Here is a 25,523-nt window from a genome sequence, read left to right as displayed (position 1 = left end):
CTGCCACAAGCGCGCAGCTGGCCGCGAGAGCCGCACCCGCATTTGAATGACGAGACCTGAACGATGATCGATAATCGCAACACCATCATTGCCGTCATTCTTTCCGGCCTGGTGCTGATCGGCTGGCAATATTTTTACAATATTCCGCAGATGGAGAAGCAGCGCGCACAGACCGCGACGCAGACCCAGCTCGCCAACCCGACCGCACAGCCAAACGCCACGCCCGGCAGCACGACGCCGACCGCGAATTCCACCGCCGCAGGCGGCGCACCCACGAATGTGGCGCCGGCCAACGCTCCGATCGTCAGCCGCGATAGCGCCATTGCAGCGTCGCAGCGCGTCAAGATCGACACGCCGCGCATCTCCGGCAGCATCGCGCTGAAGGGCGCGCGCCTCGACGATATCTCGCTGACCAAGTTCCGCGACACCGTGGATCCGAAGTCGCCGGCGATCGTGCTGTTCTCCCCCTCCGGCACTGCCGCGCCTTATTATGCCGAGTTCGGCTGGGTCGCCGCCGCCGGTGCGAACACCAAGATTCCCGACCAGAACACCCAGTGGCAGCAGGAAGGCTCCAACTCCCTGACGCCGACCACGCCCGTCGTGCTCAAGTACAACAACGGCGACGGCCTGACTTTCACCCGCACCATCTCGATCGACGACCGCTACCTGTTCTCGGTCAAGGATGACGTCAGCAATATCGGCAACGCGCCGGTGACGCTGTATCCCTTCGCGCTGATCTCGCGCCACGGCACGCCGCATGTCGAAGGCTATTACATCCTGCATGAAGGCCTCGTCGGCTATCTCGGCGACCAGGGCCTGCAGGAATACGGTTACAAGAAGATCGACGAAGCCAAGGCGGTGAATTTCAAGGTCACCAATGCCTGGCTCGGCATCACCGACAAATACTGGGCTTCGGCACTGCTGCCCGACACCAATGCGCAGCTGCAGGCCCGTTTCTCGTCGAACCTGACCGGCACCCAGCGGACCTACCAGACCGATTATCTGCAGGACGCGCAGACCATTGCGATCGGCGGCACCGGCACGGCCAATGCCCGCCTGTTCGCCGGCGCCAAGGAAGCGGCCACCGTCGGCATCAACTTCCCGCTGGCTGTCGGCCTCGGCGGCTACAATCAGGCGCTCGGCCTCAACCACTTCGACCTTCTGATCGACTGGGGCTGGTTCTACTTCATCACCAAGCCGATGTTCCTGGCGCTCGACTGGTTCTTCCACCTGTTCGGGAACTTCGGCATCGCCATTCTGCTGGTGACGGTGCTGGTGAAGATCATCTTCTTCCCGCTGGCCTCGAAGTCCTACGCCTCGATGGCGAAGATGAAGGCCGTGCAGCCGCAGCTGGCGGCGCTCAAGGAGCGCTTCCCTGACGACAAAATGAAGCAGCAGCAGGAGATGATGGAGATCTACAAGAAGGAGAAGATCAACCCGATCGCCGGTTGCCTTCCCGTCATGTTGCAGATCCCGGTGTTCTTCTCGCTCTACAAGGTTCTGTTCGTCACCATCGAAATGCGCCATGCGCCGTTCTTCGGCTGGATCAAGGATCTCTCGGCGCATGATCCGACCAATCTGTTCAACCTGTTCGGCCTGATCCCCTTCGATCCGACGACGATTCCGGTGTTCGGTCACTACCTCGCGCTCGGCATCTGGCCGATCATCATGGGCATCACGATGTGGTTCCAGATGAAGTTGAATCCGACGCCGCCGGATCCGACGCAGAAGATGATCTTCGACTGGATGCCGCTGATCTTCACCTTCATGCTCGCCGGCTTCCCGGCCGGTCTCGTGATCTACTGGGCATGGAACAACACCCTCTCGGTGCTGCAGCAGGCCTACATCATGAATCGCAACGGCGTGAAGGTCGAGCTGTTCGATAACGTGAAGTCGACCTTCGCGAAGAAGAAGACCACCTGATCAAACCAAGTGGCTGATGCCCCCGGCGCAACGCCGGGGCGCGCAGCCGGAAAGACTTCGCATGACCACTGACACCGATGCGAAGCTGATCGAACAGGGCCGCCTGCTTTTTGCAGGCGAATGGACGTTCATCTGGGCCTCGCCCTCGATCGAGACGCTGCCGCCAATGGCAGGGATGGAAGTGGCCTTTGCCGGCCGCTCCAATGTCGGCAAATCCAGCCTGATCAATTCGCTCACTGGCCGTAATGCACTGGCGCGGACCTCGCATACGCCGGGCCGCACCCAGGAGCTGATCTTCTTCGAAGGTCCCGATGGCTCCGACTTCCGACTCGTGGATATGCCCGGCTACGGCTATGCCTCGGCGCCGAAGGTCAAGATCGCGTCCTGGACCAAGCTGATCTACAATTTCCTCCAGGGCCGCGCGAGCCTCGCCCGTGTCTACGTCCTGATCGACTCCCGGCATGGCCTGAAGGATGTCGACCTCGACGTGCTCAAGTCCCTCGATCGCTCTGCGGTCAGCTACCAGATCGTGCTGACCAAGGCTGATCAGGTGAAGAAGAGCGAACTCGAAAAGACCTTCGAAGAGGTTCGCACAGAGTTGCGGACTCACCCGGCAGCCTTTCCGGACGTGCTGGTCACATCATCGCGCACCGGTGACGGCATGGCCGAATTGCGGGCTGCAATGGTCCGCCTGTTGAACGAGCGCAATTGATGACCCGTTTTAGCCTGTTTCGCATTCTTGTCATCCTGGCCGGCGTGATGGGCGCCGACGGCGTCATTCTCGCCGCCGCTTCGGCGCACCAGCCGGACGCGGCGCGACTGGCCTCGGCCTCTTCGATGCTGCTGTTTCATGCGGCCGCCATTCTCGGCGCCGTCGCTTTGATCGAGCGCGGCGTCGCCCATCTGCAGATCGGCCTGACAGCCGCCTTCGGCTTCGTCATCGCTGCCGCGCTCTTCGCCGGCGACCTGACCCTGCGCCAATATGTCGGTCACGGCTTGTTCACAATGGCCGCACCGACCGGCGGCACCCTGCTGATCCTGAGCTGGCTGGCGCTGGCGGTATCCGCAGCTTGGCCAAGAAGCGCCTGACGCCGGCTACTGGACAGATCAGCGATGCTTTGCGCGGCGTCGATCAATCGGCTAGAACGCGCCGCAGATTGCTCACCGTGAGATCCGCTTCATGACCGACGCGCCCATCATCAGTGCTCTCGACCAGGCCCGCATCCTGTCGGAGGCGCTGCCCCATATGCAGCAATATGACGAAGAGACGATCGTCATCAAATATGGCGGGCACGCCATGGGCGCCGAGGATACGGCCCGCGCATTTGCCCGCGATATCGTCCTCTTGGAGCAGACCGCTATCAATCCGGTGGTCGTGCATGGCGGCGGCCCGCAGATCGCCCAGATGCTGCAGCGTCTCGGCATCAAATCGGAATTCGCCGCCGGATTGCGCATCACCGATGCCGCCACCATCGAGATCGTCGAGATGGTGCTGGCCGGCTCGATCAACAAACAGATCGTCAGCTACATCAACGAAGCCGGCGGCAAGGCCGTCGGCCTATGCGGCAAGGACGGCAACATGGTCACCGCGTCGAAGGCGACGCGCACCATGGTCGATCCCGATTCGAACATCGAGAAGGTGGTCGATCTCGGCTTTGTCGGCGAGCCGGAAAAGGTCGATCTCACGCTGCTGAACCAGCTGATCGGCTATGAGCTGATCCCGGTGCTGGCGCCGCTCGCAGCAAGCAAGGACGGCAAGACCTTTAACGTCAATGCCGATACCTTTGCCGGCGCCGTCGCAGGCGCGCTGAAGGCCAAGCGCCTGCTTCTGCTCACCGACGTGCCGGGCGTGCTCGACAAGTCGAAGAAGCTGATCCCGGAACTGTCGATCAAGGATGCCCGCAAGCTGATCGCCGACGGCACTATTTCCGGCGGCATGATCCCGAAGGTCGAGACCTGCATCTATTCGCTCGAACAGGGTGTCGAAGGCGTCGTCATCATCGATGGCAAGACCCCCCATGCCGTGCTGCTCGAACTCTTCACCAATCAGGGCACGGGCACGCTGATCCACAAGTGATGGCTGCAACAGCCGACCAACAGAACTCCGTCATGGCCGGGCTTGACCCGGCCACCCATCTTTTCTTGCGGCGCGTGACGGGAAAGTTGGATGGCCGGGTCAAGCCCGGCCATGACGTGGGGAGAGGTCTAAGCCGCACACTCTTCGTTAGCCTTGCGCTACTACTTTGCATCTTCACCAACGCCGCCCGCGCCGATCTCAAACTCTGCAACCGCATGAGCTATGTCGTCGAAGCCGCCATCGGCATCGACGACAAGAGCGCCACCGCGACACGCGGCTGGTTTCGCATCGACCCCGCGCAATGCCGCATCGTCGTGCAGGGCACGCTGACGGCCGACCGCATCCTGCTGCATGCCCGCGCGCTCAGCATCTACGGCGCCTCCCCCGTTGCGCAGAACGGCACCGATAATCTGTGCATCGCGCCGGACAATTTCGTCATCGCCGCCGCCCGGCAATGCCGCACCGGGCAATCGCAAGTGCCATTCACGGTGATCAAGCCGACGCAGACCGACGACGGCAATATGGTCGCCTATCTCGCGGAAGACAGCGAGTATGACGACGAGCAGGCCAAGCTCGCTGCCATCCAGCGCCTGCTGGTGATCGCCGGCTACGACGCCGCGCCGATCGACGGCGTCGATGGACCGAAGACCCAGAGCGCGCTGTCGTCATTTCTCAAGAGTCGCAGCCTTGCGGCTGATGTGGTTTCGACGCCGAACTTCTTCGAAACCATGATCGCCGCGGTGCAGGCGCCCTCCGCGACAGGCCTCACCTGGTGCAACGACACCTCCTACAAGGTGATGGCGTCAGTCGCGACCGACGACGGCAAGGGCGTGATCAGCCGCGGCTGGTATCGCATCGAGCCCGGCAAATGCCTGCGGCCCGACGTGGTTGGCCAGCCCCGCCAGATCCTCAGTTTCGCCGAAGCCGTCGACGACAACGGCCGCGCCATCAAGCTCAACGACAAGCCCCTGAACTGGGGCGGCGTTCGCATGCTCTGCACGCGCGAGAGCAAATTCGAGATCCGCGAACACAATGACTGCAATACCCGCGGCCTCACCAGCGCCGGCTTCGCCATCGTCGACATGTCGGGCGGCGGCAAGACGCTGCGCTTTGCAACGCCGTGACGACCGGACAACAGAGACCATCAATGACCCTGCCGACCAAATCGCCGCGTGCTTTCAACCATGTCGAGACATGGGTGTTCGATCTCGACAACACGCTGTATCCGCATCACGTGAACCTGTGGCAGCAGGTCGATGGCAAGATCCGCGACTTCGTCGCGAATTTTCTCAAGATTTCGCCCGACGAGGCCTTCAAGGTTCAGAAGGACTATTACAAGCGCTACGGCACCACCATGCGCGGCATGATGACCGAGCACGGTGTGCGCGCCGACGACTTTCTGGCTTTCGTCCACGAGATCGATCATTCACCGCTGGAGCTCAATCCGGTGATGGGCACCGCCATCGCACAACTGCCAGGCCGCAAACTGATCCTAACCAACGGCTCGGTCGCCCATGCCGGCGCGGTGCTGGAGCGCCTCGGCTTCGCCGACCAGTTCGAAGCGATCTTCGACATCATCGCCGCCGATCTGGAGCCCAAGCCCGCGCAGCAGACCTATGACAAATTCCTGCGCCTGCACGGCGTCGATCCCTCGAAGGCCGCCATGTTCGAGGACCTGTCGCGCAACCTCGTGGTGCCTCACAAGCTTGGCATGACGACCGTGCTGATCGTGCCCGACGGCGCCAAGGCGGTGGTGCGCGAGGACTGGGAGCTGGAAGGCCGTGACGACGACCATGTCGACCACGTCACCGACGATCTGACGGGGTTTCTGACGGCGCTGAGCAAGGCGCGGTGATTCTTTTTCCCTCTCCCCTTGCGGGAGAGGGTGCCTGAGCGAAGCGAAGGCGGGAGAGGGGTGCCGCATACTGAGCCACCCCTCTCCCGTCTCGAACCCGCTTCGCGTGTTCGATCCACCCTCTCCCACTGCGCGCAGCTACGCTGCGCTGGGGGAGAGGGAAGAGCCGACCTTGACTCTCCGCGGCCAAATCCCGACAAAAGCTTCAAGAAATCACCCTTTACCCACGATCTGCCCAAGGAAATCGCGATGTCGCTGACCGCCCTCGAATCCACCATCAATGCCGCCTTCGACGCGCGCGATAACGTCAACGCTGCGACCAAGGGCGAAGTGCGCGACGCCGTCGATCAGGCGCTGAACCTGCTCGACAAGGGCGAGGCGCGCGTCGCCGTCCGCGCCGACGATGGCAAGTGGACCGTCAATCAGTGGTTGAAGAAGGCCGTGCTGCTGTCGTTCCGCCTCAACGACATGACCTCGATCTCGGGCGGCCCCGGCGGCGCACCGTGGTGGGACAAGGTACCCTCGAAGTTCGACGGCTGGAGCGACGACCAGTTCCGCAGCGCGGCGTTCCGCGCCGTGCCGGGCGCCATCGTGCGCAAGTCCGCCTTCATCGCCAAGAACGTCGTGCTGATGCCGTCCTTCGTCAATCTCGGCGCCTATGTCGATGAGAGCTCCATGGTCGACACCTGGTCGACGGTCGGCTCCTGCGCCCAGATCGGCAAGCGCGTGCACATTTCCGGCGGCGTCGGCATCGGCGGCGTGCTGGAGCCGCTGCAGGCCGGCCCGGTCATTATCGAGGACGACTGCTTCATCGGCGCCCGCTCCGAAGTCGCTGAAGGCGTGATCGTGCGCAAGGGCGCGGTGCTGGCCATGGGCGTGTTCCTGGGCGCATCGACCAAGATCGTCGACCGCGAGACCGGGGAAGTATTCGTCGGTGAAGTGCCGGAATATGCGGTGCTCGTGCCCGGCAACCTGCCCGGCAAGCCGATGAAGAACGGCCAGATCGGCCCTTCCACCGCCTGCGCCGTGATCGTGAAGCGCGTCGACGAGCGCACCCGCTCCAAGACCAGCATCAACGAACTGCTGCGCGACTGATTGTTGTTCGGGACGGTTTGCGCGTAGCATCGCGCAGACCGGACCGATCCGTTGACCCGGGGGCTGCCATGGACTGGACCACGCTGCTTTTCAGCTTCAAGGGACGGATCAATCGCGGCAAATACTGGCTTGCGATCCTGATCTACATAGTGGCCTGGATCGCCTTCGTGGCTGCTGCCGTGATGTGGCTCGGCGGCTTCGACACTGATCGCCTGTTCAGCATGGTCGGTGGCGCACTGCTGCTGTGGCTGGCCGCCATCGTCCTCATCGTCGCCGGCACATGGTCAGGCATCGCCACCGGCATCAAGCGGTTGCACGACCGCGAGAAGAGCGGCTGGTGGATCCTGGTGTTCTGGCTCGGCCCCAGCGTCCTGAGCGGCATCGGCAGCACCAGCAGCGCAAGCACCAGCTTCGTCTTTCATATTGCCAGCTTCGCCGTCACCATCTGGGCCATCGTCGAACTGGGCTTCCTGCGCGGCACCGCCGGGCCGAACGAATACGGTCCCGATCCGCTTGCCGCGCTTGCCACTGCACCAAGGGTCTGATGTCCACCGACGCTCTCTCCATCGCTCAAGATCTTCTCCGCTGCCCCTCAGTCACTCCTGCTGACGCCGGCGCCCTCGGCGTGCTCGAGAGCCTGCTGACGTCGGCCGGCTTCGAAGTCCATCGCGTCACCTTCAGCGAGGAAGGCAGCGCCGACATCGAAAACCTCTATGCCCGTATCGGGACTTCCGCGCCGCATATCTGTTTTGCTGGCCATACCGACGTGGTGCCGCCCGGTGATGAAGCGGCGTGGACCCATGGCGCTTTCTCCGGCGACGTGACGAACGGCCTGCTCTACGGCCGCGGCGCGGTGGACATGAAGGGTGGCATCGCCGCGTCAGTCGCCGCCGTGCTGGACTATCTGGCGGCGAATGACGGCAAGCCGCAAAAGGACGGCGGCGGTTCGATCTCCTTCCTGATCACCGGCGACGAAGAAGGCATTGCCGTCAATGGCACCGTGAAGCTGCTCCAATGGGCGGCCGAGCGTGGCGAACGGTTCGATCATTGCATTGTCGGCGAGCCCTCGAATGTCGAGGAGATGGGCGACACGATCAAGATCGGACGCCGCGGGTCGCAATCAGGCACGCTGGTCGTCGATGGCGTGCAGGGCCATGTCGCCTATCCGCATCGCGCATCGAATCCGGTACCGGATATCGCCGCGTTGATCACAGCGCTGAGCAGCGATCCGCTCGATCAGGGCAATGCGCAGTTTCAGCCGTCCAATCTCGAATTCACCTCGGTGGATGTCGGCAACAAGGCGACCAACGTGATCCCGGCGCAGGCGCGGGCGAAGTTCAACATTCGCTTCAACGACCATCACACGCAGGCGTCATTGCGCGACCTGATCGATGCACGCGTCGCAGCTGCAGCCGGCAACCGTATTCGCGCGCATGTGATCTGGGAGCCGAGCAATTCGGATAGCTTCGTCACAAAGCCGGGTGCGTTTACCGATACGGTCGTTGCTGCAATCAAGGAAATCACCGGCCGCGTGCCCGATCTCAACACTGGTGGCGGAACCTCCGACGCGCGCTTCATCAAGAACTACTGCCCGGTGATCGAATTCGGCCTGGTCGGCCAGACCATGCACCAGATCGACGAACACACGAAGGTGTCCGACCTGGAGAAGCTCACCCAAATCTATCGTGGCGTGCTGGATCGGTATTTCGCATGAACGGCAAGATTCTCGTCCTCACCGCGCTCGAAAGCGAGCTCGACAAATCGCGCGCGCCTGCCGAGATCGAGGTGATTTTCACCGGCGTCGGCAAGATCAACACTACGATCGCAACGCTTCAGGCGGTGCAGGCCATGCAGCCCAAGCTCGTCGTGAACTACGGCACCGCCGGCAAGCTGAACACCAAACTCAACGGCCTCGTCGAGGTCAGCGACGTGATCCAGCGCGACATGAATGCTGAACCGTTGGCACCGCGCGGCCGCACGCCCTTTGCGCCCGATCTCGACCGCCTGGTCTCGGGCCAGCGCGGCGTGATCTGCGGCAGTGGTGACAGTTTCGTCACCTCCACCGATCCTTGGCTGGTGGCGAACAATGTCGACATCGTCGATATGGAACTGTTTGCCATCGCGCAGGTCTGCCTGCGCCACGGCATCCGCTGGCGCGCCTTCAAGTTCATCACTGACGACGCCAATGACTTTGCGCATGAGCATTGGACGGCGAATGTCGCGAATGGACAGGATCTGTTCTGGGACGCGATGAAGGGCGTGAAGGTCTAGTAGTCGACCTTTACCAGATACAGCCCATCCGGCGGCGCCACGATGCCGCAGGCGCTGCGGTCCTTCGCGGCCAGCGCCGCAGCCAGGTCGTCCGGCGTCCAGCGGCCGTTGCCGACCCACACCAGTGAGCCAACCATCGAGCGCACCTGGCTGTGCAGGAACGAGCGTGCGGAGGTCGTGATGGTGATCGCCTCGCCGTTCTGCACCACATCGAGCTGATCGAGCGTGCGGATCGGCGACTTGGCCTGGCATTCGGTATCACGGAAAGTCGTGAAGTCGTGTCGGCCGAGCAAGTGCTTCGCGGCCTCGCTCATGGCAGCGACATCGAGTGGACGCGGTATGCGCCAGACACGGCCGGCATCGACGGCGAGGTTCGCGCGGCGATTGGTGATGCGATAGACATAGTGGCGCCGGGTGGCCGAGAACCGCGCCTCGAAATCATCCGGCACGATATCGGCCGACAGCACACCGACCGGATGCGGCCGCAGATGGGCATTCATGCCGTCGCGGAAACGACCGGGCACCAGCACTTTCGGCACATCGCAATGGGCGACCTGGCCGAGCGCATGGACGCCGGCATCGGTGCGACCGGCGCCATGGACGCGGATCGGCTCGCCGCAAATGGCCTCGGCGGCACGCTCCAGCGCGCCCTGTACGGTCAGCGTCGCGTTGGCCTGCACCTGCCAGCCGGAGAATGGCGCACCGTCATACTCGATGATCATCTTGTAGCGCGGCATCAGAGCATGATCCCGAAAAGTGGCCACCGGTTTTCGGACAAGATCATGCTCATGAAAGGCGCACGGGCGGCTTCATCGGCGTGCCACGCAGAAACTCATTGGCCTTCATCGGCTGCTTGCCGGCGCGCTGCAGGTCGATGATGCGGATCGCGCCGTCGCCGCAAGCTACGGTCAGCTGATCGTCGATGACATCGCCGGGCGTGCCAGATCCCTTGGCGAGTTCACAGCGCAAGACCTTCACGCGCACCGCTTCGCCTTCGATCGGCACTTCGCACCACGCGCCGGGAAACGGCGACAAGCCATGACAATGCCGCAGCACGTCGCGCGCCGGCTTCGACCAGTCGATCTTGGCTTCGGCCTTGTCGATCTTGGCCGCGTAAATGACGCCGACCTCGCTCTGCGGCGTCAGGCTCAACCGGCCGCGCTCCAAAGCGCCCATTGCCCGCACCATCAGGTCGGCACCAAGCGGCGCCAGCGCATCATGCAGGTCGAGCGCCGTCATCACATCGGTGATCGCCAGGCGCTCGGCCATAGCGACATCGCCGGTGTCGAGGCCGACATCCATCTTCATCACCATGACGCCGCTCTCGGCATCGCCTTCCATGATGGCACGATTGATCGGCGCGGCACCGCGCCAGCGCGGCAGTAGCGAGCCGTGCAGGTTGAAGCAACCTAGGGGCGGCACATCGAGAATGTTCTGCGGCAGGATCATGCCGTAGGCGACGACGACCGCAGCCTCGGCCTCATGCGACCGGAACTCGACTTCCGCCTCCGGCGTCCGCAGCGTCTTCGGTGTGAAGACGGGAATGCCGAGCCGTTCAGCCTCGCGCGCCACCGGCGTCGGCTGCAGCTTCATGCCACGGCCGGCCGGCTTTGCCTCACGGGTGTAGACGGCGACGATCTCATGGCCATGAGCCACGAGTTCGAGCAGCGTCGGCACCGCGAAATCCGGCGTGCCCATGAAGATCAAACGAAGCGACATAGGTCGGAGCCGATCTGTTGTAGCGTCGGGCGGAGAAACCTACTCCGCGCGCTTGGCGAGCTTGGTGAACTTCTTCAGCACGCGGTCGCGCTTCAGCTTGGAGAGGTAATCGACGAACAACACGCCGTTGAGATGATCGATCTCATGCTGGATGCAGGTCGCGAACAACCCGTCGGCATCTTCCTCAATGGTCTTGCCGTCGAGGTCCATGTAACGGATCCGCACTGTCGCCGGGCGTTCCACTTCCTCGTAATATTCGGGAATCGACAGGCAGCCCTCTTCATAGACCGAGAGCTCTTCCGAGGCCGAGATGACCTCCGGATTGATGAAGACACGCGGCTTCTTGCCGTCCTCCTCATCGTCCTTCTTGGCGATGTCCATGGTGATCAGCCGCAGCGGAACCGCAATCTGGATCGCCGCCAGCCCGATCCCGGGTGCGTCATACATCGTCTCGAACATGTCGTCGGCGAGCTTGCGCACCTCCGACGTCACCTTCTCGACAGGTTTGGAGATCAGCCGCAACTGTTTGTCCGGCAGGATAATGATTTCACGAATGGCCATGTCGGGCGATTTAATCTGCGCGCCGGTCCGGGTCAATCCGCTGGAAAAGCTGGACTTTGAAGGGCGTTAACTCCCCGCTAACCATGAAGATTAAGGCAAGGTTAACCATGCCGGTTAAGGCTTCGCTAACCACGTTTCTTAAGGATGGGCTAACCAGGAAAGCTCATCATCTATTAACTATAAATGTTCCCTCTTCGTTCGCGTCACTGCCCGAATCGGCTACAAGGATGGGATGAACGAAATCCTTTTCATGATCGGCGACATGCCGGTCACCGCCGGCGTGGCATTGATGGGCTTCGGCGCTCTGGCACTGGCCTTGCTGCTCATCATCGCCATTGTCATCGCTCGCTCCGGTAGCCGCGGCGCCGCCATGGCCATGGCCCAGGCGATCCGCGCCGACGAACTGGAAGAACGCCTCAGCGAGGTGCTGAAGGCACAGAACGAGGCCACCGGCCGCGTCGACGCCATGGGCCAGGCCTTGGCGGGCCGTCAGGCCGATATGGCACGCGCGGTGTCCGAGCGGCTGGATTCCGTGACCCATCGCGTCGGCCAATCCATGGAACAGACCACGCGCAACACCATGGAAAGCCTGAGCGCGCTGCATGAGCGCCTGGGTATCATCGACAACGCCCACAAGAACCTCACCGACCTTACCTCACAGGTGACGACGCTCCGCGACGTGCTCGCCAACAAGCAGTCACGCGGCGCCTTCGGTCAGGCGCGGATGGAAAGCATCGTCAAGGACGGCATGCCGAGCGGCGCTTATGCGTTCCAGCACACGTTGTCGTCCGGCAAACGGCCGGATTGCGTGATCTTCCTGCCGGACCAGCGCCCGCTGTGCATCGACGCGAAATTCCCGCTGGAGGCCGTTACCGCGCTGCATGACGCGCGCAGCGACGACGAGAAGAAATACGCAGCGCAGCGGCTGCGCGCCGACGTGATGAAACACGTCACCGATATTGCGGAGAAATATCTCGTCGCCGGCGAGACGCAGGATACCGCGCTGATGTTCGTGCCGTCGGAATCCGTTTATGCGGAAATCCATGACGGCTTCGACGACATCATTCAGAAGGCCTATCGCGCCCGCGTCGTGCTGGTGTCGCCGTCGCTGCTGATGCTAGCGATCCAGGTGATGCAGCAGATCCTCAAGGACGCGCGCATGCGCGATGCCGCCGATCAGATCCGCACCGAGGTACTGAATCTGGGCGACGACCTCACCCGCCTGCGTGATCGCGTGATGAAGCTGCAGACACATTTCGGGCAGGCCAATGAAGACGTCCGCCAGATTTTGATCTCCGCCGACAAGATCGAGAAGCGCGCCGGCCGCATCGAGGAACTGGATTTCAGCAAGAGCGAGCCAGCGACCGAGGTCGCCCCTGCGGTCGCCAGGACCGCGGCCCCCGACATGTTCGCGCCGCTACCGCGCAAGATTCAGGCGGGGGAATAGGCCACAGGCCGCTTCCTCCCGAATCTGCTAACCCTTCCCCATGACCAGCGCGCCTGACTCGTCCGAAGCCGCCCTCGCCGCCCTGAAGCCCCGTGCCTCCTGGCGTGAGAGCATGGCGGTATACACGCAGCCGCGCGTGCTGATCGTGCTGCTGCTTGGTCTATCGTCGGGCCTGCCGCTCGCGCTGTCCGGCTCGACGCTGCTGGTGTGGATGCGCGAATCCGGCGTCGATCTTGGTACCATCGGGTTGTTCGCCCTCGTCGGCACGCCCTACACGCTGAAATTCCTCTGGGCGCCGCTGGTCGATGCGCTGCATGTGCCCTTCTTCACACGGCGATTCGGCCGCCGCCGTGGCTGGCTGGTATTTTCACAGCTGCTGCTGATCTGTGCGATCCTGCTGCTGGCGCTGACCGACCCCGCGCGCTCGCCGCTGTTTGTCGCCCTTGGTGCGCTGCTGGTCGCCGCGATGTCATCGACGCAGGACATCGTCGTCGATGCGTTCCGTGTCGAAAGCCTGCCGGAGAGCGAACAGGCCGCCGGCATGGCGTCTTACGTCGCGGCCTATCGCATCGGCATGCTGATCTCCACCGCCGGTGTGCTGTTTCTGGTCAGCGCCTTCGAAAGCACCGGCATCGCGCGCTCCACCGCGTGGATGTGGGGCTATGTGGCGATGGCTGCGATGGTGCTGATCGGCACGGTCACGGCGCTGGCCGCCACCGAGCCCGAGCAATCCGCGCAGGCCGAAGCGGCCACACGCGGCGAGAGCGCCTTCAACCGCGTGCTGCAGGCAGCGATCGGCGCGTTCTCCGAATTTCTCACCCGCAAGGATGCCTGGGCCGCGCTGGCCTTTGTCGTGCTGTTCAAATTCACAGACGCGTTTTCCGGTACCATGACGGCGCCGTTCGTGATCGACCTCGGCTTCACCCGCAATGACTATGCCGCCATCGTCAAAGGCGTCGGCCTTGCCGCCACATTGATCGGCGGCTTCGCTGGCGGCTTCGTGGCGCGGCGCTATTCGCTGGCGGCGAGCCTGTGGATCGGCGCTGTACTGCAGGCGGTATCCAATCTGGCCTTCTCGTGGCTCGCCATCGTCGGCGTCAATCAATGGGCGCTGGCGCTCGCGATCTCGGTCGAGAACTTCACAAGTGCCATCGGCACGGTGATCTTCGTCGCCTATCTCTCCGCGCTCTGCAGAAATCCGCTGCATACCGCCACGCAATATGCGCTGCTGACGGCGCTCGCCGCAGTGGGGCGGACCTATCTGTCGGCAGGTGCAGGTTACGTCGCGCAGGCGACGGGATGGCCGATGTTCTTCGCCATCAGCGTGGTCGTCGCGGTGCCGAGCCTGATCCTGCTGATCTGGCTGCAGCGCCGCAAACATTTCGAAATGCTGGGGCCGGTGCGGGTTTAGCCGAAGCGAACTCAGTTCGGCTTCGTCACCACGCTCCATTTCGTCACCAGCGCTTCGCTCATCTGCCCGGCCTGTTCGGCGCAGGTGACTTCAGCAACCTTGAGCGCCACTTCCTTGCCGACCAGCTTCTTCAGCTGCGTAGCCTGAGCGTCATTGGCAACGACGATCTCGAAGGTCTCGGGGCCGGTCTCGAGGTTGCACAGACCGGCGGGGGCCGGCAGGCGGCGCGGCTCGCTGACCAGTTGATACACGTTGGTGCGCTTGCCCTTGGCGTCGCGGCTGCGCATGGCATTGAGCTGCCCGGTCAGCACATCGCCGATCTTCATGGTCTTCGGTGCCACCGGCGTCGCTGGCGGAGCCGGCGTTTCGGTCGCGCCGCTGGCAGCCGTCGCAAACAGGCCGGCCACACAAATCGCAGCGGCCCAGGTCGGCAAAGCCTTCAAGTCGTATCGTGTCATCAATGCTCTTCCAGTCTTAAAACAGCGTCCGCTGTCGCATTGCTGCCGACAGCGTGCCTTCGTCGAGATAATCGAGTTCACCACCAACCGGCACGCCATGGGCCAGCCGCGTCACCTTCACATTGGCTTCCTGCAGCAGGTCGGTGATGTAATGGGCTGTCGTTTGCCCATCAACCGTCGCATTCAGCGCCAGGATGATTTCGCTCACCTCTGAATCATGCGCACGTGACACCAGTGCGTCGATGGTCAGATCCTGCGGGCCGACGCCGTCGAGCGGTGACAAAGTCGCGCCGAGCACGTGATATTTTCCCGTCGTCGCATGTGCGCGTTCCAGCGCCCACAAGTCCGCGACATCGGCGACCACCACGATGGTCGAGGGATCGCGGCGCCGGTCCGTGCAGATCGTGCAGGGATTCTGCGTATCGATATTGCTGCAGACCTTGCAGACCTGGATGCGGTCAATCGCCACCTGCAGCGCGCCGGCCAGCGGCGTCATCAGCGCCTCGCGCTTCTTGATCAGATGCAACGCAGCACGCCGGGCCGAGCGCGGGCCAAGCCCGGGCAGCCGCGCCAGCAGCTGAATCAGCCTTTCGATTTCAGGTCCGGCAGTGCCAGCCATATAGCCATCTCACCAGGTAAGGATTGTATCGGCGAAAAGTATCACCCATAGTGGTGCCTTGATCAGAAGCAAAGCAGAGCGGGAGCTATGATGCTGGCGCGTCAAATTGCGATCGGGTTTGGTATAGCTATCATTCTTCCACTTCTCATTCACTACGGCGTGGCTACGTTTCATCCAGCGCCAAAATACCAAGCATTCGTTACGCTAAGACCAGCTCCGCCAGCCGGCGCCACGGCAGATGAGCGGAAAGAATATGCCGAACAGCAGAGACAGCGGCAGGACGCATTCGCCGAAGCGGCCAGACAATTTTCTCGCGTTCTGGCCATCGTATCGACTCCGCTCGGAGTCGCCGCCATTTTCATCGGCGCCTATCTTTCCTTCCAGGCCATCGGCACAGGTTTGATCCTTGGCGGTATTCTAAGCGTCGGATGGGGATACTGGAGTTACTGGTCCTATCTCGACGACTGGATTCGATTTGTTTCACTGCTAGCGGGATTTGCGATTCTGGTATTCGTCGGCGTCAAACGCGGATCGACGAGAGCACTCTCGCAGAAGCACGGTGAGTAGCCTCACTAGCCGAGGCCCATCCCCGGCGGCAGACCGAGGCCGCCGGTCAGCGCCTGCATCTTCTCTTGCATCGCAGCTTCCGCCTTGCGGCGCGCATCGCCCAGCGCGGTGACCAGCAGGTCTTCCAGTATCTCGACCTCATCGGCTTTCACCAGCGACGGATCGATCTTCACGGCCTTCACTTCGGTCTTCGCGGTCATCCGCACCGACACGAGGCCACCACCGGAAATACCTTCGACCTCGACATGGTCGAGCTCGTCCTGCATCGCCTTCATCTTCGATTGCAGCTGCGCTGCCTGTTTCATCATGCCGAGAAAATCAGCCATATACTTTCTCCAAAAACATGAGTTTTCCTTCGCAGTTCGATTAATCGTCGTCGTTGAGGCCGTCGGTCGCATCATCGCTGATCAGGTCGCTGTCGCTGCCGTTAAATTCCGGCGGCTCGGGGGCGATGACACGAACCTCGACTTTCGCGCGGGGAAACCGTGCCAGCACTTCCTTGACCCGCGGATCGGCTTCCGCCGCACGCTGGCGCTCGTTCTTCTGCTCGAGCTCCTGATCGCGCAACGTCGGCTGTCCCTGCTCGTTGGACACGATCACGGCCCAACGCCGGCCGGTCCACTGTTCGAGCTTCCGCGACAGATCGTTGATCAACGTGCGCGACGCCGTACGCTCCATCGCAAGCTCAAGCCGCCCGTCCTCGATCCTGATCAGGCGCACATCGGCTTCGAGCGCGCCGCGCACCATCAGGTCGCGTTTCTCGCCGGCCAGTGCGACGAGTTCAGGGAACGTGGAAATCTTCAGCACCGCTGCGGGCGGCGCGTCTGCCATGCCGACTTGCGGCCGCGGCGATGGTTCTGCACCGCCGCGCTGCATGGTCGGACCGCGCGATACGCCCGCTGACATCGTCGGCATGGCGGAGGGCATCTGCGCTGACGGCAAGGATGCCGACGGAGCGGATGATGGCGCGGCACGGCCTCCACCATTCGTTGGGATCATCGGCGACGCCCCGCCATTCTGGTCGAGCATCCGAATCGCTTCGTCCGGGGTCGGCAGATCGGCGACGTAAGCGATACGCACCAGCACCATCTCGGCGGCGGCGGCGGGACGCGTCGCGCCCTGCACTTCGGTGATGCCCTTGAGCAGCATCTGCCACATCCGCGACAGCACGCGCATGGAGAGCTTCGAGGCGAAATCGCGCGCACGCAGCCGTTCGGTCTCGCCGAACGCGACATTATCGGCGGTCGCCGGCACGATCTTCACGCGGGTGACGAAATTGACGAATTCGGCGAGATCGCTCAGCACCACGATCGGATCGGCGCCGACGTCGTATTGTTCGCGAAATTCCTTAAATGCGCTGGCGATGTCGCCACGCGCCAGCGAATCGAACAGGTCGATCACCCGCGTACGATCGGCGAGGCCGAGCATCTGCCGGACCGCATCGGCACGCACGGTGCCCGCGGCGTGCGCGATGGCCTGATCGAACAGCGACAGTGAATCGCGCACCGAACCTTCGGCAGCGCGCGCGATGATGCCCAGCGCTTCCGGCTCGACTTCGACATTCTCCTTGCCGGCGATGTTCGACAGATGCGACATCAGCACGTCGGCATCGACGCGGCGCAGATCGAAGCGCTGGCAGCGCGACAGCACCGTCACCGGCACCTTGCGGATTTCAGTGGTGGCGAACACGAACTTGGCGTGTTCCGGCGGCTCTTCCAGCGTCTTCAGGAACGCGTTGAAGGCGGCGGTCGACAGCATGTGGACTTCGTCGATGATGTAGACCTTGTAGCGCGCGCTGGAGGGCGCATAGCGCACGCTGTCATTGATCTGGCGGACATCGTCGACGCCGGTGTGGCTCGCGGCATCCATTTCGAGAATGTCGATATGCCGGCTTTCCATGATCGCCTGGCAATGGATGCCGGGCGTCGGCATGTGGATGGTCGGGCCTTTGACCGAGCCATCGGCCATTTCATAATTCAATGCGCGCGCGAGAATACGCGCCGTCGTGGTCTTTCCGACACCGCGGACACCGGTAAGGATCCACGCCTGCGGAATGCGGCCGGTCTCGAACGCATTGGAAACGGTGCGGACCAGCGCTTCCTGGCCGATCAGATCGTCGAAACTGCCGGGGCGGTATTTACGCGCGAGCACGCGATAGGGCGTGGTAGCAGCAGGCGCCGGGGCAGCGCCCATATCGAAACCGCTCTGGTGATCATCGGGAGGGGACGTGCCAGCGTCGGTCATCGAGGAATCCGCAATGTGTTGTCTCGTAAAGCCGGCTTGCGGAACATCTGGCGCATCATAGGCGGAACGGGACACAGGTTCCGGCCTTCGATGCTGCCTCACTCATCGAACAAGGCGCCCACCGAGCCAACGACCACAAGCAGGACGCTGAATTTGCTCGATAAAACAGTAGGAGACTGACGAGCGACCCGATCCGGATCTCGTTAGGGCTGCTTCCTTCCGGACCTGACCCGATTGGCGAGTGGCTCGTCCACCGCCAATCTCCCGGTGCTTATTTGGGGCCAAAATGGTCGGAAAGCAAGCGCGGCGCGTGTCGCAAGTCCGCCGCAAGTTTTGCGCAGGAAAGTCGCAAGAAAACGTGGTCCAGACGCGCAAAACCGGCCATGACGGGAGTTGTCTGCGCAGCCGCTTCCTGCGACGCTGTGCGCCTTAATCGAGAGTCAGAATGGCCGCTCCCTCCTCCTGGTCGCTGCACGAGCAGCTGCAACAAGACACCATCGACATCGGCGATCTGCCCCTGAGCCGCGTGCTGGTCGTCAAGGACGCACATTATCCCTGGCTGATGCTGGTGCCACGCCGCGCCGACACGACCGAGATCATCGATCTCGACGAAGTCGCGCAGGGCCAGTTGATGACCGAGATCAACCGCGTCGGCCGCGCGCTCAAAGAGATCACCAAATGCGACAAACTCAATGTCGCAGCGCTCGGCAACATGGTGCCGCAGTTGCACGTCCACATCATCGCCCGCCGCAAGACCGATGCCGCCTGGCCGCGGCCGATCTGGGGCGTGATGCCGCCACTCGCCCATGACGCCGCCGAAGTGCAGCGCTTCATCTCAGAACTCCGCCGCAAGATCTGGCTCGGTTAACCATCATGACAAGCACCATGTTTCCGCTCGGCCATCCGGCTTTCGTCTCCAACACGCTCGATCGCGCCGCGCATCTGCGCTTCAGCGACGAGAAACTGTTCGCGCTGGAGGGCAAAAGCTCCTCGCGCGCTTATGTGATCTACCGCGACTCGCTGGTCATGAAGAAGGATGGCGATGCCCAGCGCGCGCTGCTGACCATCGACGAGGCGCTGAAATTCGGCGCCAATCCCGGCACCGTCTTTCTCGGCCTGCGTGATGGCGATGCCGTATTCGGCATGGGCATCAGCGCACCCGCCGTCGAAAAGCTGCTGACCCGCGACGATGTCGTTGTCAGCGAACTCCGCGGCATGGCCATGCAGGGCATGGTGCCGCCGGAACAACTCTCGGCGGTTGCACAGGCCAAGTCGCTCGTCTCCTGGCATCAGCGCCACGGGTTTTGCGCCAATTGCGGCGCCAAGTCCTCAATGGCCGAAGGCGGCTGGAAGCGCGTTTGCCCGAGTTGCAAGACCGAGCACTTCCCGCGCACCGACCCGGTCGTCATCATGCTGGTGGAGAAGGGCGACAAGTGTCTGCTCGGCCGCCAGAAGCAGTTTGCGCCGGGCATGTATTCTTGCCTCGCCGGCTTCGTCGAAGCGGCCGAGACCATCGAGGACGCGGTGAAGCGCGAGATCTTCGAGGAATCCGGCATCCGCTGCACCGACGTCACCTATTACATGACGCAGCCCTGGCCCTACCCGTCATCGCTGATGATCGGCTGTTCGGCGCGCGCCATCAGCGACGAGATTACCGTCGACAAAATGGAACTTGAGGACGCCCGGTGGTTTGACCGTGACGAGGCGATGCTGATGTGGAAACGCGAGCACCCCGACGGGCTCGCGGGACCGCATCCATTTGCCATCGCGCATCATCTGCTCGGTCGCTGGCTGCACCCCGACCAAGCCTGACTACACAGGGAATTTCTCATGAGTGCCAAGCCTGTCCACGTATTGTGCATCGGCCTGCCGGTTCGCGACCTGACCTTTGCCGTCGAATCCGTACCCGGGCGCGGCCAGAAATTCCCTTCCCAACGGTTCGCCCAGATCATCGGCGGCAATGCGCTCAACGCCGCCATCGGCGTCAGCCGGCTGGGTGGCCGGGCGTCGATGACCGGGCCGATGGGTGACAAGAACGAGACCGCCGACCAGTTTCTGTTCGACGATCTTGCCAAGGAAGGCATCGACTCCGCGCATCTGGTGCACATGCCGGGTCTGGTGACACCGATCTCGGCGGTCATGATCGACCCTTCGGGCGAGCGCACCATCGTCACCTTCCGCGATCCCGAACTCTGGAAAGTGAAGCTGCCCGACCACGACCTGCTACTGAAGGACTGCAGCGCCATTCTGGTCGAGAGCCGCTGCGCGGGCTTTGCCACCGAGCTTTGCATCGAGGCACGCCATCGCGGCATTCCCGTCGTCGTCGACATCGACAGCACGCTGTCGCAGCGCGAGGGCCTGCTGACCGCCTCGTCACACCTGATCTTTTCGGACGATGCGCTGCAATCGACCGCCGGCATCACCGACAATCTCAAGGCGCTGCAGAAGATGGCGACGCTGACCTCGTCCTTCCTTGCCGTCACCCGCGGCCCCAAGGGCACCCTGTGGCTCGACGAGCAGGGACATCCGAAGGAAACCCCGGCCTTCCCCGTTCACACCGTGGACACCCTCGGCGCCGGCGACATTTTCCATGGCGCCTTCGCGCTGGAATTCGCGGGCGGCAAGTCGGTACCGGAGGCCCTGCGCTTCGCGTCCGCCGCCGCAGCGCTGAAATGCACCCGCTATGGCGGCGCTTTCGCCTGCCCGCAACGTGCTGAAGTCGAACAGCTTTTGAGAGAATCCAGGGTCGGTGCCCCTAACTGAGGCAGGACAGGGCTTGCCTTGGAAGAATGTTCTATATATGAGGTTAAGCGACCCCATAATTAGAACAAAGTTCTTCCAATGACCGATGTCGCCGACCAGCCCCTTGAATCCACCCGCCGCCTCGATGCGATCGATCGCAAAATCCTGACGGTCCTGCAGGAAGACGCCTCGCTGTCGGTGGCCGAGATCGGTGACCGCGTGGGGCTTTCGTCGACACCGTGCTGGAAGCGCATCCAGCGCCTCGAGGCCGATGGCGTGATCCTCCGCCGGGTGGCGCTGGTCGATCAAAACAAGATCGGCCTGGGTATCTCGGTGTTTGTCTCGGTGGAGAGCGGCGACCATTCCGACGCCTGGCTGAAGAAATTCGCCGATGCCGTCAGCGCCATGCCCGAAGTCATGGAATTCTACCGGATGGCCGGCGACGTCGACTACATGCTGCGCGTGGTCGTGGCCGACATGCAGAGCTACGACATCTTCTACAAAAAGCTGATCAGTGCCGTGGCCCTGAAGAACGTCACCTCGCGCTTCGCCATGGAGAAGATCAAGTCGGTCACGGCCCTGCCGGTGCCGCCCATGCCGGCTGGGTGAGTACCCACGTCGTCCCGGCGAAAGCCGGAACCCATAGACGCTGGGGAACGGGCAAAGCTCCTGCAGCGGTGGCCTTATCGTTGCAACCACGCCGACCTGGGCTATGGGTCCCGGCTTTCGCCGGGACGACGGGACAGATCAATCGTAAAATATGATTGAATCAACAATAACGATCAATTAGATTTATTGATCGAATGGCATGAGGATGTGGCCAAACCGGAGTTTGGCCCATGACCGTTCTTGCCCAAGATGCCAACCGCACCAGCCCACTTGTTGCACGCAGCCTCCCGCTTCTCCCCGGATTGGCGCTCACCGGCGCAATCGGCGGCGCCGCATTCGCCTTGCGTGAAATCCCCTATGTCGGCTTCGCCAGTCCGATGATCCTGGCCATCGGCATCGGTATCGCGATCCAGAACACATCCGGCACGTCGGCCGCAGCCAAAGCCGGCATCACCTTCTCCATGCGCAGCATCCTGCGCTTCGCCATCATCCTGCTCGGCCTGCAGCTCACCGCGGCGCAGTTGCTGGAGGTTGGCGCCGCCGGCTTTGCGGTGATCGCAGCGACGCTCATTGCGACCTTCGTCTTCACCACCTGGCTCGGCCGCACCATGGGCATCGACCGCAGACTGGTCGAACTGATCGCTGCAGGCACATCGATCTGCGGCGCCTCCGCCGTGATCGCCACCAACACCGTGACCCGCGCGTCCGATGAGGATGTCGCCTACGCGGTCGCCTGCGTCACCATCTTTGGCTCGATCGCCATGTTCGTCTATCCGCTACTCGGTAGCGTGCTGCAGCTCGACCCGCATCATTTCGGGCTTTGGGCTGGCGCATCGATCCACGAGATCGCGCAGGTGGTTGCGGCCGCCTTCCAGCAGAGCCGCGAGGCCGGCGAATTCGGCACCGTAGCGAAACTCGCGCGCGTGATGATGCTGGCGCCGGTGGTGATTGCACTCGGTGCGCTGGCCGCCCGCCGCGCTCGGACATTCGGCGCCGGAGCCGGCAACGCGAACGTGCTACTGCCCTGGTTTGCCTTCGGCTTCGTCGCGGTAGTCGTGCTCAACAGCCTGGTCGCCATTCCGCATGCGGTGATAAGCCTGATCGTCCCTGTCACGACCTTCCTGCTCACGATGGCACTTGCCGCCATGGGACTGGAAACCAATATCCGGAAGCTCCGCGCCAAGGGCCTGCGCCCCCTGCTGCTCGGCGCCGCGGCCTTCCTGTTCATTGCCAGCTTCAGCCTCATGCTGGTGAAGCTGACTACTTAGTTTTTTGATGCGTTTTCCTCAGCGAACCGGCATCCACTTCGCTCGAAAACGCTATGACGGAGATCACATGACGCTCGAACAGCTCCGGATCTTCGTCGCCGTCGCCGAACACGAGCACATGACGCGGGCTGCCGAGAGTCTGCATCTCACCCAATCCGCCACCAGCGCCGCCATTGCGGCGCTGGAAACGCGCTATGCGACGCAGCTGTTTCACCGTGTCGGCCGCCGCATCGAGTTGACCGAGATTGGCCGCGCCTTTCTGATCGAAGCCCGGGCCGTGCTGGCCCGCGCCGCCGCCGCGACGACCGTGCTCACCGATATGGCCGGCATGACGCGCGGCTCCCTTGCGCTGGCCGCGAGCCAGACCGTCGGCAACTACTTTCTGCCGCCTGTCATGGCGCGCTATCGCCAGCGCTTCCCCGGCATCGACCTCAGCCTCCGCATCGGAAATACCGAACAGGTGGCCGACTGGGTGCGCGATGGCGAAGTCGATCTCGGCATCGTTGAAGGCGCGGTTGACGATCCGGCGCTCGCGACCCAGCCCGTGGGCGACGACGAACTTGTGCTGGTGGTCGGTCGATCGCATCCATGGGCGAAGCTACACACTGTCGTGCCGGGTCAGTTCGCCGAGACAGGCTGGGTGCTGCGTGAAGCCGGCTCCGGCACGCGCGCCATCGCGCAATCGGTGCTGGACCAATCAGGAATCGCGCCCGACCATATTCGCGTTGCCATGGAGCTGCCGTCGAACGAAGCCGTCTGCGCGGCCGTCGTGGCCGGCGCTGGTGCGAGCATCATCTCGCGCCTGGTTGCCGCCGCCTTGATCGGCAGCGGCGATCTCATAGCCATCAAGGCCTCGCTGCCGACGCGGCGCTTCATCCAGCTGCGCCACAAGGAGCGCTATGTGACACAAGCGGCAAGGGAGATGTCGGAGATGATGCGGGCGCGATGAGTCAATCGTTACACGTCGACCATCAACCTGGAACGCTGTCATGCCCGGGCCTGACCCGGGCATCCATCTTTACGAGCAAGCGCGAACGGAAGATGGATGGCCGGGTCAAGCCCGGCCATGACGTGGGGAGAGGTCCGCGCGCAACGGGAAGATCGGACGCGCTGTCACGCGAGGAAGAGTGCTAAATCGTCTGATTATAAGCACCGACTTCCGGATGCGTCCGCAGGACCACATTCATGGCCTCGAACATGTCGTGCATCCGCGCTTCGGAGATCGGGCTTTCGACAACGACCACCAGCTCCGGCTTGTTCGATGATGCGCGCACCAGGCCCCAGCTGCCGTCCTCGCAGGTGACACGCACGCCGTTGACGGTGACGAGATCGCGGATCGATTGTCCTGCGACCTTGTCGCCCTTCTTCTGCGCATCCTCGAAATGCTTCACCACCGCAGCGACGACGCCATATTTGGTCTCGTCGGCACAATGCGGCGACATGGTCGGCGACGACCAGGTCTTCGGCAGCGCCTCCTTGAGATCAGCCATGGTCTTGCCCGGCGCGCGGTCCATCATTTCGCAGATCGCAATCGCCGAGACGAGGCCATCGTCATAGCCGCGCCCCACCGGCGCATTGAAGAAGAAGTGGCCGGACTTCTCGAAGCCCGCAAGCGCCTTCAGCTCATTGGTGCGGCGCTTCATGTAGGAGTGGCCGGTCTTCCAATAGGTCGTCTTGGCATTCTGCTTCTGCAGCACCGGGTCCGTCACGAACAGGCCGGTCGACTTTACGTCGACCACGAAGGTCGCGTCCTTATGAACCGCCGACATGTCACGCGCGAGCATCACGCCGACCTTGTCGGCGAAGATTTCCTCGCCGGCGTTGTCGACAACGCCGCAGCGATCGCCGTCACCGTCAAAACCGAGACCGACATCGGCCTTGTGTTCGAGCACCGCATCGCGGATCGCGTGCAGCATCTCCATGTCTTCCGGATTCGGATTGTATTTTGGAAATGTGTGATCGAGCTCGGTATCCAGCGGAATCACCTCGCAGCCGATCGCTTCCATCACTTGTGGTGCGAAAGCACCGGCGGTGCCATTACCGCAGGCCACGACGACCTTCAGCTTGCGCTTCAGCTTCGGGCGATTGGTGAGATCGGCGATATAGCGCGCCGGATAATTCTCGTGGAATTGATAGGAGCCGCCGGCCTTGTTCTTGAACTCGGCATTGAGCACGATTTCCTTCAGCCGAGTCATCTCGTCCGGGCCAAAGGTCAGCGGCTTGCTGGCGCCCATCTTCACGCCAGTCCAGCCATTGTCATTATGCGAGGCCGTCACCATGGCGACACAGGGCACATCGAGATCGAACTGCGCGAAATAGGCCATCGGCGTTACCGCGAGGCCGATGTCATGGACCTTGCAGCCGGCGGCCATCAGGCCCGTCATCAGCGCATATTTGATCGAGGCGGAGTAACCGCGGAAATCGTGTCCGGTGACGATTTCCTGCTTCTGGCCAAGTTCGGCAATCAGCGCACCCAGCCCCATGCCCAGCGCCTGAATGCCCATCAGGTTGATTTCCTTGCCGAACAGCCAGCGCGCGTCATATTCGCGAAAACCCGTCGCCTTTACCATCGGCTCGGATTCGTAAGCGTAGGTATTCGGCACGAGCAAGGGCTTCGGCTTCGGAAACATCGGAGAACCTCGCATCAATTGGGATCA

27 protein-coding genes and 1 other RNA gene are annotated in these 25,523 nt (G+C 62.7%); 19 read left to right on the top strand and 9 right to left on the bottom strand.

Annotated features, from left to right (window positions below; genetic code table 11):
• Nucleotides 1–63 precede the first annotated feature (63 nt).
• The 10 genes from yidC (at nt 64) to A4A58_RS13370 (ending at nt 9,221) form a co-directional block, all read left to right on the top strand.
• Nucleotides 64–1,923 (top strand): membrane protein insertase YidC, encoded by a 1,860-nt coding sequence (gene yidC / locus A4A58_RS13415; RefSeq protein ID WP_068732799.1) that lies wholly within the window; start codon nt 64–66, stop codon nt 1,921–1,923.
• 61 nt (nt 1,924–1,984) lie between these two features.
• Nucleotides 1,985–2,635, top strand: a complete 651-nt coding sequence (gene yihA, locus A4A58_RS13410) for a ribosome biogenesis GTP-binding protein YihA/YsxC (protein WP_068732797.1) — start codon at nt 1,985–1,987, stop codon at nt 2,633–2,635.
• Entirely contained in the window at nt 2,635–3,012 is a 378-nt protein-coding gene (locus A4A58_RS13405) for a DUF423 domain-containing protein (protein WP_068732795.1), read from the top strand. The genes yihA and A4A58_RS13405 overlap by 1 nt, the downstream gene beginning before the upstream one ends.
• Nucleotides 3,013–3,103: 91 nt before the next feature.
• Complete coding sequence (gene argB / locus A4A58_RS13400; protein ID WP_068732793.1) at nt 3,104–4,000, top strand: acetylglutamate kinase; 897 nt, start codon at nt 3,104–3,106, stop codon at nt 3,998–4,000.
• A gap of 86 nt (nt 4,001–4,086) precedes the next feature.
• Entirely contained in the window at nt 4,087–5,124 is a 1,038-nt protein-coding gene (locus A4A58_RS13395; RefSeq protein WP_081421883.1) for a DUF1036 domain-containing protein, read from the top strand.
• A 23-nt stretch (nt 5,125–5,147) separates the two neighbouring features.
• Nucleotides 5,148–5,855 carry a pyrimidine 5'-nucleotidase gene (locus A4A58_RS13390; RefSeq protein ID WP_068732791.1) on the top strand — a complete coding sequence of 236 codons (708 nt, stop codon included), beginning with the start codon at nt 5,148–5,150 and terminating at the stop codon, nt 5,853–5,855.
• 249 nt (nt 5,856–6,104) lie between these two features.
• Nucleotides 6,105–6,950 (top strand): 2,3,4,5-tetrahydropyridine-2,6-dicarboxylate N-succinyltransferase, encoded by an 846-nt coding sequence (gene dapD / locus A4A58_RS13385; RefSeq protein WP_068732789.1) that lies wholly within the window; start codon nt 6,105–6,107, stop codon nt 6,948–6,950.
• Between the two features lie 68 nt (nt 6,951–7,018).
• Complete coding sequence (locus A4A58_RS13380) at nt 7,019–7,495, top strand: DUF805 domain-containing protein (RefSeq protein WP_068732787.1); 477 nt, start codon at nt 7,019–7,021, stop codon at nt 7,493–7,495.
• Nucleotides 7,495–8,664 (top strand): succinyl-diaminopimelate desuccinylase, encoded by a 1,170-nt coding sequence (gene dapE / locus A4A58_RS13375; protein ID WP_068732785.1) that lies wholly within the window; start codon nt 7,495–7,497, stop codon nt 8,662–8,664. The genes A4A58_RS13380 and dapE overlap by 1 nt, the downstream gene beginning before the upstream one ends.
• Nucleotides 8,661–9,221, top strand: a complete 561-nt coding sequence (locus tag A4A58_RS13370; RefSeq protein ID WP_068732783.1) for a 5'-methylthioadenosine nucleosidase — start codon at nt 8,661–8,663, stop codon at nt 9,219–9,221. The genes dapE and A4A58_RS13370 overlap by 4 nt, the downstream gene beginning before the upstream one ends.
• On the opposite strand, the gene truA is transcribed toward A4A58_RS13370, so the two are convergent.
• Genes truA through def form a run of 3 tightly spaced genes read right to left on the bottom strand, consistent with a single transcriptional unit; the run spans nt 9,218 to nt 11,501 of the window.
• Entirely contained in the window at nt 9,218–9,958 is a 741-nt protein-coding gene (truA, locus tag A4A58_RS13365; protein ID WP_068732782.1) for a tRNA pseudouridine(38-40) synthase TruA, read from the bottom strand. The two genes, A4A58_RS13370 and truA, sit on opposite strands and share 4 nt — an antisense overlap.
• A 49-nt stretch (nt 9,959–10,007) precedes the next feature.
• Entirely contained in the window at nt 10,008–10,940 is a 933-nt protein-coding gene (gene fmt / locus A4A58_RS13360) for a methionyl-tRNA formyltransferase (protein WP_068732780.1), read from the bottom strand.
• A 39-nt stretch (nt 10,941–10,979) separates the two neighbouring features.
• A complete protein-coding gene (gene def, locus A4A58_RS13355; RefSeq protein WP_068732778.1) occupies nt 10,980–11,501 on the bottom strand; it encodes a peptide deformylase in 522 nt (173 codons plus the stop codon).
• A gap of 232 nt (nt 11,502–11,733) precedes the next feature.
• Here def and A4A58_RS13350 point away from each other — a divergent pair, with 232 nt between their 5' ends.
• On the top strand, nt 11,734–12,948 hold the full coding sequence (locus tag A4A58_RS13350) for a DNA recombination protein RmuC (RefSeq protein ID WP_068732776.1): 1,215 nt from the start codon (nt 11,734–11,736) through the stop codon (nt 12,946–12,948).
• Between the two features lie 40 nt (nt 12,949–12,988).
• Nucleotides 12,989–14,359 carry an AmpG family muropeptide MFS transporter gene (locus tag A4A58_RS13345; RefSeq protein ID WP_068732773.1) on the top strand — a complete coding sequence of 457 codons (1,371 nt, stop codon included), beginning with the start codon at nt 12,989–12,991 and terminating at the stop codon, nt 14,357–14,359.
• A gap of 11 nt (nt 14,360–14,370) precedes the next feature.
• Here the strand turns inward: A4A58_RS13345 and A4A58_RS13340 are convergent, their stop codons facing one another.
• Together A4A58_RS13340 and recR are read right to left on the bottom strand one after the other, a co-directional pair.
• Nucleotides 14,371–14,817: a hypothetical protein gene (locus A4A58_RS13340; RefSeq protein WP_068732772.1), complete on the bottom strand. Its 447-nt coding sequence runs from the start codon at nt 14,815–14,817 to the stop codon at nt 14,371–14,373.
• 16 nt (nt 14,818–14,833) lie between these two features.
• Nucleotides 14,834–15,436: a recombination mediator RecR gene (gene recR / locus A4A58_RS13335; protein WP_068732770.1), complete on the bottom strand. Its 603-nt coding sequence runs from the start codon at nt 15,434–15,436 to the stop codon at nt 14,834–14,836.
• A 90-nt stretch (nt 15,437–15,526) separates the two neighbouring features.
• Between recR and A4A58_RS13330 the strand changes: the two genes are divergently transcribed.
• Complete coding sequence (locus tag A4A58_RS13330) at nt 15,527–16,003, top strand: hypothetical protein (protein ID WP_139069848.1); 477 nt, start codon at nt 15,527–15,529, stop codon at nt 16,001–16,003.
• Nucleotides 16,004–16,008: 5 nt separating this feature from the next.
• Here A4A58_RS13330 and A4A58_RS13325 read toward each other — a convergent pair whose 3' ends face one another.
• The 3 genes from A4A58_RS13325 to ffs form a co-directional block, all read right to left on the bottom strand.
• On the bottom strand, nt 16,009–16,329 hold the full coding sequence (locus tag A4A58_RS13325) for a YbaB/EbfC family nucleoid-associated protein (protein WP_068732766.1): 321 nt from the start codon (nt 16,327–16,329) through the stop codon (nt 16,009–16,011).
• A 40-nt stretch (nt 16,330–16,369) separates the two neighbouring features.
• Nucleotides 16,370–18,247 (bottom strand): DNA polymerase III subunit gamma/tau, encoded by a 1,878-nt coding sequence (locus A4A58_RS13320; RefSeq protein WP_068732764.1) that lies wholly within the window; start codon nt 18,245–18,247, stop codon nt 16,370–16,372.
• A 168-nt stretch (nt 18,248–18,415) separates the two neighbouring features.
• Nucleotides 18,416–18,512, bottom strand: an RNA gene (ffs, locus tag A4A58_RS13315) — signal recognition particle sRNA small type.
• A gap of 180 nt (nt 18,513–18,692) precedes the next feature.
• On the opposite strand from ffs, the gene A4A58_RS13310 reads away from it, so the two are divergent.
• The 6 genes from A4A58_RS13310 to A4A58_RS13285 all read left to right on the top strand — a co-directional run bounded on the left by A4A58_RS13310 (nt 18,693) and on the right by A4A58_RS13285 (nt 23,815).
• On the top strand, nt 18,693–19,115 hold the full coding sequence (locus A4A58_RS13310; protein WP_068732762.1) for an HIT domain-containing protein: 423 nt from the start codon (nt 18,693–18,695) through the stop codon (nt 19,113–19,115).
• A 5-nt stretch (nt 19,116–19,120) separates the two neighbouring features.
• Entirely contained in the window at nt 19,121–20,059 is a 939-nt protein-coding gene (nudC, locus tag A4A58_RS13305; RefSeq protein ID WP_068732760.1) for an NAD(+) diphosphatase, read from the top strand.
• A gap of 18 nt (nt 20,060–20,077) precedes the next feature.
• Nucleotides 20,078–21,010, top strand: coding sequence for a sugar kinase (locus A4A58_RS13300; RefSeq protein WP_068732758.1), 933 nt, complete (start codon nt 20,078–20,080; stop codon nt 21,008–21,010).
• Between the two features lie 78 nt (nt 21,011–21,088).
• Nucleotides 21,089–21,598: an Lrp/AsnC family transcriptional regulator gene (locus A4A58_RS13295; RefSeq protein ID WP_068732756.1), complete on the top strand. Its 510-nt coding sequence runs from the start codon at nt 21,089–21,091 to the stop codon at nt 21,596–21,598.
• Between the two features lie 230 nt (nt 21,599–21,828).
• On the top strand, nt 21,829–22,866 hold the full coding sequence (locus tag A4A58_RS13290; protein WP_068732754.1) for a YeiH family protein: 1,038 nt from the start codon (nt 21,829–21,831) through the stop codon (nt 22,864–22,866).
• A gap of 67 nt (nt 22,867–22,933) precedes the next feature.
• A complete protein-coding gene (locus A4A58_RS13285) occupies nt 22,934–23,815 on the top strand; it encodes a LysR substrate-binding domain-containing protein (RefSeq protein ID WP_068732752.1) in 882 nt (293 codons plus the stop codon).
• Between the two features lie 181 nt (nt 23,816–23,996).
• On the opposite strand, the gene A4A58_RS13280 is transcribed toward A4A58_RS13285, so the two are convergent.
• The gene (locus A4A58_RS13280; RefSeq protein WP_068732750.1) at nt 23,997–25,496 is read right to left on the bottom strand and encodes a phosphomannomutase/phosphoglucomutase; all 1,500 of its coding nucleotides are present in this window, start codon (nt 25,494–25,496) and stop codon (nt 23,997–23,999) included.
• Nucleotides 25,497–25,523: the final 27 nt, after the last annotated feature.

It is taken from the genome of Tardiphaga robiniae (assembly GCF_001618955.1).
GTDB lineage: Bacteria > Pseudomonadota > Alphaproteobacteria > Rhizobiales > Xanthobacteraceae > Tardiphaga > Tardiphaga robiniae_A.
The sequence above is the reverse complement of the archived record's forward strand: the minus strand, read 5'-3'. Positions and strand labels throughout refer to the sequence as shown.

Excerpts from the sequence above, each read along its gene's own strand:
- dapE (WP_068732785.1), top strand. The coding sequence starts at position 7,495 with ATGTCCACCGACGCTCTCTCCATCGCTCAAGATCTTCTCCGCTGCCCC.
- A4A58_RS13345 (WP_068732773.1), top strand. The coding sequence starts at position 12,989 with ATGACCAGCGCGCCTGACTCGTCCGAAGCCGCCCTCGCCGCCCTGAAG.
- A4A58_RS13290 (WP_068732754.1), top strand. The coding sequence starts at position 21,829 with ATGACCGTTCTTGCCCAAGATGCCAACCGCACCAGCCCACTTGTTGCA.
- A4A58_RS13380 (WP_068732787.1), top strand. The coding sequence starts at position 7,019 with ATGGACTGGACCACGCTGCTTTTCAGCTTCAAGGGACGGATCAATCGC.
- recR (WP_068732770.1), bottom strand. The coding sequence starts at position 15,436 with ATGGCTGGCACTGCCGGACCTGAAATCGAAAGGCTGATTCAGCTGCTG.
- nudC (WP_068732760.1), top strand. The coding sequence starts at position 19,121 with ATGACAAGCACCATGTTTCCGCTCGGCCATCCGGCTTTCGTCTCCAAC.
- A4A58_RS13325 (WP_068732766.1), bottom strand. The coding sequence starts at position 16,329 with ATGGCTGATTTTCTCGGCATGATGAAACAGGCAGCGCAGCTGCAATCG.
- A4A58_RS13320 (WP_068732764.1), bottom strand. The coding sequence starts at position 18,247 with ATGACCGACGCTGGCACGTCCCCTCCCGATGATCACCAGAGCGGTTTC.
- A4A58_RS13390 (WP_068732791.1), top strand. The coding sequence starts at position 5,148 with ATGACCCTGCCGACCAAATCGCCGCGTGCTTTCAACCATGTCGAGACA.
- A4A58_RS13295 (WP_068732756.1), top strand. The coding sequence starts at position 21,089 with ATGACCGATGTCGCCGACCAGCCCCTTGAATCCACCCGCCGCCTCGAT.
- A4A58_RS13330 (WP_139069848.1), top strand. The coding sequence starts at position 15,527 with ATGCTGGCGCGTCAAATTGCGATCGGGTTTGGTATAGCTATCATTCTT.
- dapD (WP_068732789.1), top strand. The coding sequence starts at position 6,105 with ATGTCGCTGACCGCCCTCGAATCCACCATCAATGCCGCCTTCGACGCG.
- A4A58_RS13310 (WP_068732762.1), top strand. The coding sequence starts at position 18,693 with ATGGCCGCTCCCTCCTCCTGGTCGCTGCACGAGCAGCTGCAACAAGAC.
- fmt (WP_068732780.1), bottom strand. The coding sequence starts at position 10,940 with ATGTCGCTTCGTTTGATCTTCATGGGCACGCCGGATTTCGCGGTGCCG.
- A4A58_RS13340 (WP_068732772.1), bottom strand. The coding sequence starts at position 14,817 with ATGACACGATACGACTTGAAGGCTTTGCCGACCTGGGCCGCTGCGATT.
- A4A58_RS13350 (WP_068732776.1), top strand. The coding sequence starts at position 11,734 with ATGAACGAAATCCTTTTCATGATCGGCGACATGCCGGTCACCGCCGGC.
- truA (WP_068732782.1), bottom strand. The coding sequence starts at position 9,958 with ATGCCGCGCTACAAGATGATCATCGAGTATGACGGTGCGCCATTCTCC.
- A4A58_RS13405 (WP_068732795.1), top strand. The coding sequence starts at position 2,635 with ATGACCCGTTTTAGCCTGTTTCGCATTCTTGTCATCCTGGCCGGCGTG.
- A4A58_RS13285 (WP_068732752.1), top strand. The coding sequence starts at position 22,934 with ATGACGCTCGAACAGCTCCGGATCTTCGTCGCCGTCGCCGAACACGAG.
- yidC (WP_068732799.1), top strand. The coding sequence starts at position 64 with ATGATCGATAATCGCAACACCATCATTGCCGTCATTCTTTCCGGCCTG.
- A4A58_RS13370 (WP_068732783.1), top strand. The coding sequence starts at position 8,661 with ATGAACGGCAAGATTCTCGTCCTCACCGCGCTCGAAAGCGAGCTCGAC.
- argB (WP_068732793.1), top strand. The coding sequence starts at position 3,104 with ATGACCGACGCGCCCATCATCAGTGCTCTCGACCAGGCCCGCATCCTG.
- def (WP_068732778.1), bottom strand. The coding sequence starts at position 11,501 with ATGGCCATTCGTGAAATCATTATCCTGCCGGACAAACAGTTGCGGCTG.
- yihA (WP_068732797.1), top strand. The coding sequence starts at position 1,985 with ATGACCACTGACACCGATGCGAAGCTGATCGAACAGGGCCGCCTGCTT.
- A4A58_RS13300 (WP_068732758.1), top strand. The coding sequence starts at position 20,078 with ATGAGTGCCAAGCCTGTCCACGTATTGTGCATCGGCCTGCCGGTTCGC.
- A4A58_RS13280 (WP_068732750.1), bottom strand. The coding sequence starts at position 25,496 with ATGTTTCCGAAGCCGAAGCCCTTGCTCGTGCCGAATACCTACGCTTAC.